Raw genomic sequence first — 13,713 nt, 5'->3', positions numbered from 1 at the left:
ACAAAAAGGTTGTAAGTTAGTCTAGTATTTAGCGACTATACTAAATATTCGTAACTTTACATAAGTAAGCGCTTTATATTATGGATATTAACGACCAAATAGAATCTCCTTTTATCATTAAGGTAAGTTTTAATAAACTCTTTAATGAATACGAAAAGCTTAAGTCATCGGATAGCGATCATGTGGCTTCTAATGCCAATAGAGTATTAAAGATTGCTGAAGATTTTCCTGTATTGAGAGAAGGTTTTAGTGATTTAACGTTATTAGAAACTCATAAGACCGAAATCAATAATATATTACACGATGCCTTCAATCCGCTTCTGACACATAACGAGATTAAAGTAGCAACAGTACCTTTTCAAAACCATATATTTAAAACCTCAGAGCGGTTCGACTCCATTTTAAAAAATGTAGGTCCAGATTTTGAACTCAAGGTAAAGAACATGCCTTACGACCAATCTTATATCATCGCCTGTGCCATTATACTCAAGGCCTGTTATGGGTATGATCTTAACTTTAAACGTCCATTTTTTTACGAAATACCAGATGCTAACGGTATAATGCGTTATTATAAAATTCTGTACAATGCAGATTTTATGGAAATTAATGCGAGAAAAGATGCTAAACCAATAACACAAGATGATTTTGATGAGCTATTGGATAATTTTGAAAACATTGAGCTTTGGAAAGAAAAATTTCCGCCAGATTCTTATGAATTTAAAGGGATTATCATATCTAATATCTTTGATGTCACTGACGATCAATCTATTTCAAATATAAAATCGACTTTAATCGGAGAAGATAAGAGACAAGATGAAGGGTTTATGGAGGGTTTTTATGAGATTTTCCGATCCTTATTCGGGTTTAAGAATTTAGAAGTTGGTTTTTCGATTTATAATGAAGAAGATAGCACGTTTGAACGTGTTTATGGTGTGGGAATGAATAGTTTTCTTCTCAATAATGAGGAAACTTTATCTTGTGACAACGCACTTTGTGAGTGGTCTTACAACAGACTAATCAGTGAAAAGGCTTATTTTTCGGTATCTGACGTCGATAGAATGTACAAACTCTCTAAAGGAAAGTCGCCTCATGTTAAGGTCTTACACGAACAAGGATATAAAAGTGCCATTTTTGCACCAATCGCCAACGATAATGAACTTATGGGCATTCTTGAAATTGTGTCAAAAGAACCAAAAGTTTTAAATAGTATTAATGCGAATAAGTTGGTCGATGTACTACCATATATTGTCTCTGCCGTTGAACGTTCAAAAAATGATGAAGAAAACCTTGTTGATGCAATAATTCAAAAGGAATGCACATCAATTCACCCAAGCGTGCACTGGAGGTTTGAAAAAGAAGCAAGAAATTTTATCAAAGATCAATTAAATGGTAAAGAACCTGCGTTCAATAAAATTGCTTTTGAAAATATATATCCACTCTATGGGCAAATAGACATAAAAGGATCTTCAAAGGCCAGAAACTGGGCTACCAAGCAAGACCTTACTATGCAATTAACGACGGTTAAAGATATTCTGGAAAGTGCTTCAAAACTTGAAGATCTACCTATTTATAATCAATATGTGTATCAAATTGATGAATATTTAACCAGACTTACCAACGATTTTAAAGTAGATAGCGAGCATCAAATATCAGCCTTTCTTAAGGACGATATTCAGTCGGTATTAGACCATTTATCAAAAAACAATGCGTTAAAACCTTTAGTTGATGAATATTTCGATACCATTAACGATGAGTTGAATGTTTTATATCATCACAGAAAGAAGTATGATGATACCATCGCTTTAATTAATCGAGAAATGGCTATGCTTTTAGACCAAAAGCAAGTTGAAGCTCAGCAAATGTATCCACACTATTTTGAACGTTTTAAAACAGATGGTGTAGAGCACAACATGTATATAGGAGAGTCTATTACCAAAGAAGATAGCTTTAATCCTATTTATTTGTATAACCTAAGGTTATGGCAATTACAAGTCATGGTAGAAATGGAAAATGCATACTATCAAATGCAATCAAAATTCCCAGTTGCCCTAGATGTTGCTTCGATGATATTGGTTTTCAATCAGCCACTATCTATAAGCTTTAGAATGGATGAAAAACACTTCGATGTAGATGGAACTTATAATGCCAGATATGAAATTGTAAAGAAACGTGTTGATAAGGCGGCAATTAAGGGAACAACAGAACGCGTGACCCAAAAAGGTAAAATTAGCATTGTATATTCCCAGAAAGAAGATGAAAGAGAATATCTTAGATATATTAAATTTTTACAGTCAAAAAAGTATCTTGATGACGATGTAGAGATTGTAGAACTAGAAGATTTGCAGGCTGTAACAGGTCTAAAAGCTATTAGGGTAAGTGTACTATATCATAAGGATAAAGATGATAAAGCGTTTTACACCTACAACGATTTAATGAAAGAAATTAAATCTTAAAGTCCTGCAGTTTCGACAATGTCATTTACACTTGTCTCAACTCCAGAAAACTGAAAGGCAATACCAAACGCTATGACACTGATTATTATTCCTATAGCAAACACGGTATAGGTGAGGCGTAGTAAGCTATATTTTCTATTAAGCACTAATCCTAAGAAGTATAAGTCCTTGGTCAAAGATCCATATAAATATTCTTTGTCTTTCATCATTTCTTGCATAGCCCATTCAAACTCCGAAAGGCTCATTTTATGGAAATTTCCAAAGAATAAGAGATTCACCTTTTTATTGGCAACATCCTCTTTGGTGAATTTTCCACTGGTAACATTTGGTCTTGTAGCTAATACGGATAATATGATAGAAATCACAGTAGAAACAGCAAAAATAGCTGTAGGCCATATTAGATAGGTGTTAGACGGGTTGTCTAATTTAGAAACCAAATTCGAAAGCACTAGAGAAATAATGATCGCATTTACAGATAATAATATATTTGCCTTGGTATCTGCTATATCACTCAGTGTAATATGATTTCTAAGCGCAACTCTAAACATGGTTTCAATACCACGATCTGGCAAATCTAATTTCCCCTTTTTAAAGTTGAGCTCTGCTTTTTTTTGTTTCAACTTTTCGTTGTCTGTTTTTGTTTTGTGCTGGCTTTGAAGCAAGTTGGCCAAATTTTTACTTTTCCGACCCTGCCATTTACTGGTGGCTAAACTTGTATGGAAACGGTGGCTTGTTAAGAATTTAATGTTTTCTTGTAACCAATCTGCCTTAGAAACTTTTTTACCTAGTGTTAACTCCCATTCTTTTCTTAAAAGAGCTGCATAATCACTATAATTCTTACTAGACAAGTGGGCACAATCTGCATCTCTAATATAACCTTCAAGGTCATTCTTGGGCTCATAGTACATCTCAGTAGCTAAAACCAGATGGGTTACGGCTTCTATATTTTCATCCGAAACGTTATGGGATTTTAAAAAATCCGAAGCCATTTTAGCACCCTCTTTTTCGTGACCTTCAATAGTTTTGGTAAATCCAGAGTCATGAAACCAGGCCGCAAGAATTAGCTGCTGTTTTTCAGTTTCACTTAATTCACTGTCTTCGGTAAGCTCTTTTATCTTGTTTACAACCCGTTGGGTATGAGCCAGATTATGGTAAACAAAGGACGAGTCTAAATTTTCATTTAAATGAGATGTTATGTATTTCTCTGCTTCTAGGATGACGTTTTCCATATACTAATAATGTGAGCGTAATTTAAGAATAATTTATAACCTTTTTCAATTCCTAAATTGGTAACTTAGCCAATAACAAGAGTTAGCAAGTTTAGATACTCTTTTTCGACCTAGTGCTTAGACGTAATAAACATCGTTTAATTACCTTTTTTAAAGTTTAGAGGATACTTACATGAAACTAAATATTAGCGATACATTTAATAGCCAATTACCTTCAGACCCAAATACTGAGAATACAAGACGAAAAGTTTTTGAGGCCATGTATTCCTATGTAAAGCCTAAAGTTCCTTCAAATCCACAACTAATTCATTACTCTTTAGAGATGGTTAAGGCCATTGGTTTAGATGGTAATGATACCGATTCCCAAGATTTTTTAAAGGTTTTTTCAGGTTCTAATGTGTGTCCTGAAACTAAACCTTATGCCATGGCTTATGCTGGCCATCAGTTTGGTAGTTGGGCCGGGCAATTAGGTGATGGTAGGGCTATAAACTTATTTGAAGTTGAGCATAACCAAAAACGATGGGCACTACAGCTAAAAGGCGCAGGCGAAACACCATATTCTAGGCAAGGAGACGGTTTGGCAGTTTTAAGATCGTCTATTCGTGAGTACTTATGTAGCGAAGCTATGTTTCACTTAGGGGTGCCAACAACAAGAGCTTTAAGTTTAGTGATCTCTGGCGATGAGGTTTTAAGAGATATGCTCTATGATGGAAATGCAGCTTACGAGACGGGTGCAATAGTTTGTCGTGTTGCACCAACATTTATTCGTTTTGGGAACTTCGAATTGTTTGCAGCTAGACAAGATTACAAAAACCTTAAGGAGCTTACAGATTATACCTTGAAATATTTTTATCCAGAATTGGGTAAGCCATCGAAAGACTCTTATATAAAACTTTTTCAAGAAGTTGCCCATAGAACGCTAGAGATGATTATCCATTGGCAACGCATAGGTTTTGTACATGGTGTTATGAATACCGACAATATGTCTATACTTGGGTTAACCATAGATTACGGACCATACGGTTGGCTTGAAGGTTTTGATTTTGGCTGGACACCAAATACAACTGATCGACAAAATAAACGCTATCGTTATGGCAATCAACCCAATATTGGGCTTTGGAATTTATTGCAGCTCGCCAATGCGCTTTATCCGTTGGTAGAGGAGTCCGATCCCTTTGAAACTATCTTGAAGCAATATCAAACTGATTTTGAATCAAAGTCATTAAAGATGATGCGTTCTAAGTTAGGACTTATAATTGAAGATAAAAAAGATGTTCATCTAATGACTGATTTGGAGGATTGTCTCCTACTTTCAGAGACGGACATGACCATATTTTTTAGGCTATTGTCAGGTTATAAGAAAGGTGATGCGGAAACAGGATTGAAAAAGGTTGAAAAAGCGTTTTATAACCCAACCGAGATTTCGGATGCTGTAGCAGAACAATGGAAAGTTTGGTTTAGGTCTTACGACCAAAGACTACGACGAGAGACACTAACAGACCAAGAGCGTCAAGCTCATATGAATTCGGTCAACCCAAAGTATGTGCTCAGAAATTATATGGCACAATTGGCTATTGATGAAGCTGATAAAGGCAATTATGATTTAATTGACGAACTGTTCAATCTGCTCAAAAAGCCATACGATGAGCAACCAGAATACCAGAAGTGGTTTGCAAAACGACCAGAATGGGCTCGGCACAAAGTGGGTTGTTCTATGTTATCTTGTAGTTCTTAAGAATAAAAATTTATATATGAAAGCGATTTGGAACAATAAAGTTATTGCAGAAAGTAATGACACGGTTGTCATTGAAGGAAACCACTATTTTCCTCATGAAAGTATTAAAAAAGAGTTTTTTAAACCAAGCAAAACACATACAGTTTGTCCTTGGAAGGGAACGGCATCCTACTACACAATTGAAGTCGATGGGCAGCAAAATACTGATGCTGCATGGTACTATCCCGAAGCTTCAGAGCTGGCAAAAGAAATAAATAACCATGTTGCTTTTTGGCGCGGTGTACAAGTGGAAAATTAAAACTTAAAAAATGAAAAGTACCAAACTAAAAATAACCAACCGAAAAGGCTTAACCCTTAATGCGCAACTCGAATTACCAGCGAATCAAAAACCTAATTACTATGCCATTTTTGCCCATTGTTTTACATGTAGTAGTAGCTTAAGTGCGGTACGACATGTCAGCAGGTCACTTACACAAGACGGTTTTGCAGTAGTCCGTTTCGATTTTACTGGTTTGGGACGAAGCGAAGGCGAATTTGCAGATAGTCACTTTTCCGCCAACATAGATGATTTATTAGATGTACATGCTTACATAACAGAGCATTATGAGGCACCAAGTTTATTAGTGGGGCATTCTTTAGGTGGTGCGGCCGTACTCGTAGCAGCGTCAAAATTAGATACCGTAAAAGCGGTAGCCACAGTTGGTGCTCCGGCAACAGTGACTCATGTTAAGCACTTGTTTTCTCATGGCATTGACGAAATCGAGAAAAAGGGTGAGGCAGAAGTAAATATTGGCGGACGGCCTTTTAAGATTAATAAGGATTTTGTGGAAGAGTTTGATAAAACAGACTTGCCCGCAATAGTAAAAAACTTAAGAAAGCCATTACTTATCATGCATTCGCCTTTTGATAAAATTGTAGGTATTGAAAATGCGGAACAATTGTATAAAACGGCATTTCACCCAAAGAGTTTTATTACGTTAGATAATGCAGATCATTTACTAACACAAGAAAAAGACAGTCAGTATGTTGGTGAAATTATAGGGACTTGGGCTAAACGTTATTTTCCTAAGGTTGAAAATAAAATGTTGAGTACAGAAGGAGAGCAGTTAGTTGGTCATTTAAATATAGTTGAGGATAATTTTACGACTTCTATACAAACAAAGAATCATACATTCATTGCAGACGAACCTGTAGACATAGGAGGTAATGATTTTGGCCCTTCACCTTACGAGTATCTCAATGCTGGATTAGCAGCTTGTACGGTAATGACCTTAAAGATGTATGCAGAACGCAAACAATGGGACTTAAGAGAAGTTTTTGTTTACATTTCACACTCTAGAAGACATAGCGATGATTTAAAAGTAAATGTAGATAAGCCAAAATACTTAGATCATATTAGCAAAAAACTAAAATTTGTTGGTAACTTAGATGCTATACAAAAAGACAGGCTTAAAGAAATAGCTTCGCGTTGTCCAGTACATAGAACACTAGAAAGCGAAGTGGTCTTTGAAACACAAATAATACAAGAATAATAGTGCAAATCGCTTTATCTAACCCAATCACAGCTGAAAGGTTTCTAAATATTAGAAATCGCACCGAACAAATTTGTCAATCATTGCAGTCAGAAGATGTATCTGTGCAACCCATAGATTTTGTATCACCACCAAAGTGGCATTTGGCACATACAACATGGTTTTTTGAAGAGTTTGTATTAACTAAGAGCAAACCAGATTATAAGGTTTACAATACAGATTTCGCATATTATTTTAATAGTTATTACAATAATGTGGGGGAACGCGTTATAAGAGCTAACCGCGGTTTAATGACCAGGCCAACTCTAGAAGAGGTCTTAAGCTACAGAGCTCACGTTAATGAAAATATGGCTCAATTTTTAGAAGGTGAAGTCGCAAAGCAGGTTTGTGATGTTATAGAAATAGGGTTACAGCACGAGCAACAGCACCAAGAATTGTTGATTTACGATATTAAATATATACTTGGACATCAAGTTTCATTTCCAACCCTAGATTTTGAAGTAAAGCTTCATCCCGAAAATCAAAGCCAAAGATTCATCAAAATAGATGAAGGAGTTTATAACATAGGTCATAAAGAAGATTGCTTTTGTTGGGATAATGAATTAGGAAACCATAAAGTATATCTTCATGAGTTTGAAATTTCAAACCGATTGGTTACCAACTCGGAGTTTATAGAGTTTATTGAAACTGGTGGTTATGATGACTTCAACTTATGGCACGCCGATGGATGGGATTGGATTAAAAACAATGCTATAAGCGTACCTATGTATTGGCATAAAGTAAATAATAAATGGATGCAATATACTCTTAATGGCTTTAAAGAGATTGAAGCGCGTCTTCCTGTAAGTCATATTTCTTTTTATGAAGCATTCGCCTATTCTCAATGGAAAGGAATGCGTCTTCCTACAGAGTTTGAATGGGAAATTGCTTCTCAATATTTGGATTACGGTCAGCTTTGGGAATGGACCAATAGTGCCTATTTACCCTATCCTAATTATACCAAGGCCGAAGGTGCTATTGGCGAATACAACGGCAAATTTATGGTCAATACTATGGTAATGCGTGGCGCTTCTGTTGCATCACCCACAGGGCATTGCAGACCCACCTATAGAAACTTTTTTGCGCCAGACAACAGATGGCAATTTTCAGGAATAAGACTCGCAAAATAGTATGATAGACACATTTGCACAAGACGTGCTCAAAGGCTTGTCGGCCAAAAACAAATACCTGTCCTCAAAATATTTTTACGATGATAATGGTAGTCGCATCTTTCAGGAGATTATGAATATGCCAGAATACTACCTTACAGATGCCGAGTTCGAAATCTTATCCATGCAATCCAAGCAAATAGTAAACGCTTTGCATTTTTCTCAACCTTTCAATATCGTAGAGTTAGGAGCTGGTGATGGCTTTAAGACATTTAAGTTGTTAGAGTATTTATCCAAAAACAACATTGATTTCAATTATGTGCCAATAGATATCTCAAAAGAGGCTATAGATGCTTTAACAAAGCGACTTAAGGAACGTTTACCAAGTATTCATATAAAACCTAAGGTGGGTGATTATTTCAAGATTTTAAAGCAAAATAAAAAAAGTGATTTTCCGAGCTTGCTCTTGTTTTTAGGGAGTAATATCGGCAACTATCAAGAAGATAAGGCGATTGAATTACTGAAACTTTTTAATGAGAACATGAAACAAGGCGATAAGCTTCTTGTTGGCTTCGATTTAAAGAAGAATCCTATTACCATTCACAATGCGTATTACGATAAACATGGAATCACAAAACGGTTTAATTTAAACTTGCTTTTAAGAATCAACCGAGAGTTAGATGCCGATTTTAAAATTGACGATTTCGATTTTTATTGTCACTATAACCCATTAACGGGTGAAGTAAGAAGTTATATTGTTAGTTTAAGGCAACAAGACGTTGTATTGAAGAAGTTGAACACTTCGGTCAGTTTTCGCTATAATGAATTGATCTGGACAGAGCTTTCTAAAAAATACAGTTTGCAGCAAATAGATGAGTTGGCATTAGCATCGAACTACAAAACGATAAATAACTTTTTGGACTGTAAGCACTATTTTGCCGATAGCCTTTGGGAGAAAGTTTAGTTTGAAGTCTGAAGTTTTGGCAACATGTTTTCGTTTTTTTCGTGAAGTGATTCCATATCGCTGAGGATTACATTCAGCAAGTTGAGGACCTCTAAAATATAAGGCCCTTTATTCAGCATAACACATTCGGCTTTAATTGAATTAGTGGCATCCGTGATTTCTGAACGGGAAGGAATCCCTTTTTTTGCAAAGTTTTCAAGCACTTGGGTTGCCCAAACCACAGGAATGTGTGCCGCAGCACATATGGATAGGATTTCCTCCTGAATCTTTCCGATGCTATTCCAGCCAGTTTCTACTGCCAGGTCACCACGAGCAATCATCACACCTATATGCTTTACCTTCATGGCACTCAACAAAATATTAGGCAAATTATAGAAAGCTGTGCGCGTTTCAATTTTTAGAATAATACTCAATTTATTGATGGCATTGAGACGCTTAAGTTCGTCAAGTAATTCTTCGACATCCTCCGGAGAATTAACAAAGGAGAAGTTAACTATATCAGCATGCTGTGCCACAAATTCGAGATCTATTTTATCCTTTTCGGTTAATCCGTGAATGCCTAATTGTGTGTCTGGGAAATTCATTCCCTTTTCGGCCTTTAATTTAGAACCTTGGGGTTTGGAACGCGTAATACGTACCTTAAACAAATCAGCTTCAAGGGATGTGATTATACCTTCTATTTTTCCATCATCAAACAAAATCCGATCGTCTTTTTTTATGTAGCTAAATAGTTTTGGTAGTTGGCAAGAAATCCTAGCTGGTTCAATAGTATTACCATCTTCATCATATGTGGCAGGACTACCTAAATGAGGTTCTTTAGTAATAATAAGCGTATCATTTTCTTTTAAAACTAAAGCCTGTTCAATAGCGGGTAATTCACCAACTATTAATGATTTTTCCTCATTATTTGAAGCAGTTAAAACCATACCAGAGGCCAAATAAGACGTTTCATAACAATGTGCTATGGCACAATCTTCTAAGAGTTCAATAATCTTTATACTACGTGACTTATCTCTTGTATCTGTGAAGTTGTAGTGTTCACCAACTTTTAAGTTAGAGCGTCCAGATTTTGATATAGGTAAGCAGTCTTTTTCAGAATCCTCTTCTAGAATATCTACCAAAACTATTTTGGCGGGGTTGATAATATTGCCTATGTCATCGCGCTCTGGACTAAACTTGCGTACTTGTGGGCCAGGAACAATGGCGCCAGTTCTTATTTTTGGCCCAGCAAGATCCATTGCAATTTTTACTTTTTTGGCTTGCTGTTTAGAAGCCTTTCTTACGTTTTTGATAATATTTTCCCAAATATATGTATCATCATGAGCACAATTAATTCGAGCACAATTCATGCCCTGTTTTACCATATTGTATACCATCTCGTAATCAAAAGCGGCTTGTGTTGGCAAAGTGACCATAATGCGCACACGCCTTCCTTTAGAGCGATAGCCAAGCAGTTCCTTGGTGTGTTTATTGAGCAAGCGTTTTCCGTTTTTCATAGAAAGTCCTGCTTTGCCCAAGGCATTTGGTTCTTCTTGTTTTAAACTATAAAGTAGTTTTAGGGCTTTTAGTAAACTGGCTTTTATATGTGCTTCGGCATTTCCAAAACGCGTAATTCCAAGATTGCGTAATTTTTTTTGCGTACTTCTTAAATCATACTTTCTAAAGGTTTGATAGTGAGCTAAATTTCTGGCACTTTTTTGATAATCGGGGTGGATGGCACCTAAATTATTTTCAAAATTCGCTCCCTCAGACTCCATGGCTTCCAAAATGGAGATGAGTTGGGTAATGATTAAATCGATTTTTTTAATGTTGGTTTTTGTCATTAGTATACGCAAATAAAGAGTGTCTAAATTTAAATGCTTTAGCGATGATGTATATTATCTATAAGTTAAATTGTATTATAAATAGTCTTAGTGGTAAACTAAAAGGGTTATATTTTAAATCTATTTTCCGAATACTGTAAAATATATACAAGCTTCTGTAAAATGTATAAGTTAATGATTTGCTCTAAAAGTACTTTTGTATCGTAAAACTAATAGATAAAAGAATGAAAACTACAGCATTAATAACTGGAGCTTCAAGTGGCATAGGAAGAGAACTAGCAAGAATACATGCCGAAAAAGGAGGAGATGTCATAATTGTAGCAAGACGACAAGAAAAGTTAGAAGCGCTTAAAACTGAGCTCGAAGAGAAATTTGATGTAAAGGTGTTTGCCGTTGCAAAGGATTTAAGCAAACTAGGCTCTGCAAGAGAATTGTATAACGAAGTCAGCAAGTTAAATATTAAAGTAGACTATTTAATTAACAATGCAGGTTTTGGATTGCGAGGAAAATTTCATGAATTGTCTTGGGAACGCCAGCAGCAGATGATTAATCTTAATATGGTGGCATTAACAGAATTAATGTATTTATTTCTTCCGGAAATGATAAAGCGCAATAGTGGAAGCATATTGAATACATCTTCCACAGCAAGTTTTATTCCGGGGCCTTTACAAGCCATTTACTTTGCCACTAAATCTTATGTTACATTCTTAAGTAATGCCGTTGCTGAAGAATTGAGCGATACTAATGTAACGGTCACCAATTTAATGCCTGGAGCTACGGAAACGGAATTCGCCAAAACTTCTGGGATGGATGAGACAGGAATATTCGAGAAAACAGTTACGGCCCGGTCCGTAGCCGAAGATGGTTATAATGCAATGTTAAAAGGGAAGTTGGATGTGGTTTCTGGGTTAACATTTGGACAAAATCTTATGATGAAAGCCATTCCTTTTACACCAAAAAAGATATTGCTTAAGCAAATTAGACAAATGCAAGAGATAAATTAATTATCTTAATAATCAATAAAAAACATAAAAAATGGGCAAAACAATTTTAATTACAGGAGCAAGTTCGGGCATAGGAAAAGCTACGGCTAAGCATTTTCAGGAAAAAGGTTGGAATGTAGTAGCGACTATGCGAAATACTAGTGATGGATCTGAATTATCAGAATTAGGCAATGTTTTGGTGACACGTTTAGACGTTACTGACGACGCATCTATTGAAAGTGCTATAAATGCTACAGTTGAACAATTCGGAACTATAGATGTATTAGTAAACAATGCAGGTTACGGTGCAGGTGGACCATTTGAAGCTATTCCTATGGAAAAAATAAGAAGACAATTTGAAGTAAATGTTTTTGGGCTTCTAGCAACCACGCAAGCTGTATTACCAGTTATGCGCAAGCAAAAATCAGGAACTATAGTGAATATTTCATCGATAGGAGGCAGAGTAACACTCCCTATGTTTAGTATGTACCATGGCACAAAGTGGGCTGTAGAGGGTATTACAGAAAGCTTACAATACGAACTAGAACCGCTAGGTATTAAACTAAGGATTGTTGAACCAGGTGCTATCGCAACGGATTTTGCAGGACGTTCTTTAGACTTTAACAATGATGAGAGCCTAACGGAATACCAAGGTATAGTTAGTGCATTAATGGGTGCTATGACTGAAATGGTCGGAAATGCAAGTCCAGCAAGTAAAGTAGCACAAGTAATTGATGAGGCTATACACGGAGACAAATTGAGATATTTGGTTGGTGAAGATGCTGAGCAAATGATGCAAGCCAGAAACACCATGTCTGATAGCGAATATTTGCAAATGACTAAAGAGCGTTTCAGTTTAAACTAGTAAACTAATACCAAAACAGGCAATTGCAAGTCTTTTGCCTGTTTTATTTTGAAAAAGAACTATTTGATGAGCGAAATTATTCATATAAAATCAATAAACGAAGCGAGTAAAGCTTTTGGTTTTCCTACATCTAAACATCCATTAGTGAATGTAGTTTGGGCCAAAGACATGCCGGATTTTAGTAAGTATTTAGGAGTGAAATACAATACGGAATTGTTTGCCATTTCATTAAAGGATGGTATAGAAGGCTCAATGGGATATGGTCGTAATAGCTATGATTTTACAGATGGAACAATGGTATTTTCTAAACCTAATCAGGTATTGTCTGTCGAGGAAAAAACCATCTCCGCTGATGCCAAAGGCTGGATGCTGGCTTTTCATCCAGATCTAATTCGTAAATCTGTATTGGGTAAAACAATAAATCAATATAACTTCTTTGATTATGAAGTTCATGAGGCTTTGCATCTCTCTGATAATGAAAAGATCACCTTAACTGATTTGGTAAAAAAGATAGAAACAGAAATCAATCAGAATATCGATAAGCACAGCCAGAAACTGATTATCTCAACTATAGAATTAATTTTGGATTATTGCAATCGCTTTTATGATCGGCAGTTTTATGTAAGGACTAATTTACATCAAGACCATGTCTCAGAGTTTGAAACTTTTTTAAAGGGCTATTTTAATTCAGAAAAGCCTACCGAATTAGGGTTACCTTCGGTAAAGTATTGTGGTGAACAACTCAATATGTCGTCTAATTATCTGAGCGACTTGTTAAAGAAAGAAACTGGCAAAAGTGCCAAAGCTCATATTTATGCCTTTGTGGTCAATAAAGCCAAAAATAAACTATTGGGTAGTACAGAATCGATCAGCGAGATTGCATATGATTTAGGTTTTGATTACCCACAACACTTTAGTAAACTCTTTAAAAAACAAACCGGAATAAGCCCAGCAAAATACAGATTATCTAATTAGCTAAGA

The 13,713-nt window shown here is 35.8% G+C and carries 11 protein-coding genes; 9 read left to right on the top strand and 2 right to left on the bottom strand.

The features are described from left to right. The first annotated feature begins 80 nt into the window (after window positions 1-80). The gene (locus tag Q0972_RS14060; protein WP_299366634.1) at window positions 81-2,453 is read left to right on the top strand and encodes a GAF domain-containing protein; all 2,373 of its coding nucleotides are present in this window, start codon (window positions 81-83) and stop codon (window positions 2,451-2,453) included. On the opposite strand, the gene Q0972_RS14055 is transcribed toward Q0972_RS14060, so the two are convergent. Beyond that, window positions 2,450-3,682 carry a Pycsar system effector family protein gene (locus Q0972_RS14055; protein WP_299366632.1) on the bottom strand — a complete coding sequence of 411 codons (1,233 nt, stop codon included), beginning with the start codon at window positions 3,680-3,682 and terminating at the stop codon, window positions 2,450-2,452. The genes Q0972_RS14060 and Q0972_RS14055 overlap by 4 nt on opposite strands. A gap of 172 nt (window positions 3,683-3,854) precedes the next feature. Between Q0972_RS14055 and Q0972_RS14050 the strand changes: the two genes are divergently transcribed. Genes Q0972_RS14050 through Q0972_RS14030 form a run of 5 tightly spaced genes read left to right on the top strand, consistent with a single transcriptional unit; the run spans window position 3,855 to window position 9,061 of the window. Next, complete coding sequence (locus tag Q0972_RS14050) at window positions 3,855-5,417, top strand: YdiU family protein (protein WP_299366630.1); 1,563 nt, start codon at window positions 3,855-3,857, stop codon at window positions 5,415-5,417. Between the two features lie 16 nt (window positions 5,418-5,433). Continuing rightward, window positions 5,434-5,715 (top strand): DUF427 domain-containing protein, encoded by a 282-nt coding sequence (locus tag Q0972_RS14045; RefSeq protein WP_299366628.1) that lies wholly within the window; start codon window positions 5,434-5,436, stop codon window positions 5,713-5,715. Between the two features lie 10 nt (window positions 5,716-5,725). After that, a complete protein-coding gene (locus Q0972_RS14040; RefSeq protein WP_299366626.1) occupies window positions 5,726-6,949 on the top strand; it encodes a bifunctional alpha/beta hydrolase/OsmC family protein in 1,224 nt (407 codons plus the stop codon). 2 nt (window positions 6,950-6,951) lie between these two features. Further along, on the top strand, window positions 6,952-8,118 hold the full coding sequence (gene egtB / locus Q0972_RS14035; protein WP_367182405.1) for an ergothioneine biosynthesis protein EgtB: 1,167 nt from the start codon (window positions 6,952-6,954) through the stop codon (window positions 8,116-8,118). Window position 8,119: 1 nt separating this feature from the next. Further along, a complete protein-coding gene (locus tag Q0972_RS14030; RefSeq protein WP_299366624.1) occupies window positions 8,120-9,061 on the top strand; it encodes an L-histidine N(alpha)-methyltransferase in 942 nt (313 codons plus the stop codon). Here the strand turns inward: Q0972_RS14030 and Q0972_RS14025 are convergent. Beyond that, on the bottom strand, window positions 9,058-10,884 hold the full coding sequence (locus Q0972_RS14025; RefSeq protein ID WP_299366622.1) for a pyruvate kinase: 1,827 nt from the start codon (window positions 10,882-10,884) through the stop codon (window positions 9,058-9,060). The genes Q0972_RS14030 and Q0972_RS14025 overlap by 4 nt on opposite strands. 224 nt (window positions 10,885-11,108) lie before the next feature. On the opposite strand from Q0972_RS14025, the gene Q0972_RS14020 reads away from it, so the two are divergent. From Q0972_RS14020 to Q0972_RS14010, 3 genes are all read left to right on the top strand, one after another. Further along, entirely contained in the window at window positions 11,109-11,888 is a 780-nt protein-coding gene (locus tag Q0972_RS14020) for an SDR family oxidoreductase (RefSeq protein ID WP_299366620.1), read from the top strand. A 31-nt stretch (window positions 11,889-11,919) separates the two neighbouring features. After that, entirely contained in the window at window positions 11,920-12,732 is an 813-nt protein-coding gene (locus Q0972_RS14015; RefSeq protein ID WP_299366618.1) for an SDR family oxidoreductase, read from the top strand. Window positions 12,733-12,798: 66 nt separating this feature from the next. Next, window positions 12,799-13,707 carry a helix-turn-helix domain-containing protein gene (locus Q0972_RS14010; RefSeq protein ID WP_299366617.1) on the top strand — a complete coding sequence of 303 codons (909 nt, stop codon included), beginning with the start codon at window positions 12,799-12,801 and terminating at the stop codon, window positions 13,705-13,707. Window positions 13,708-13,713: the final 6 nt, after the last annotated feature.

The sequence above is a fragment of the Winogradskyella sp. genome, assembly GCF_028282165.1.
GTDB lineage: Bacteria > Bacteroidota > Bacteroidia > Flavobacteriales > Flavobacteriaceae > Winogradskyella.
Note: the sequence above shows the minus strand (reverse complement) of the source record. Positions and strands in the feature narration are given on the sequence as shown.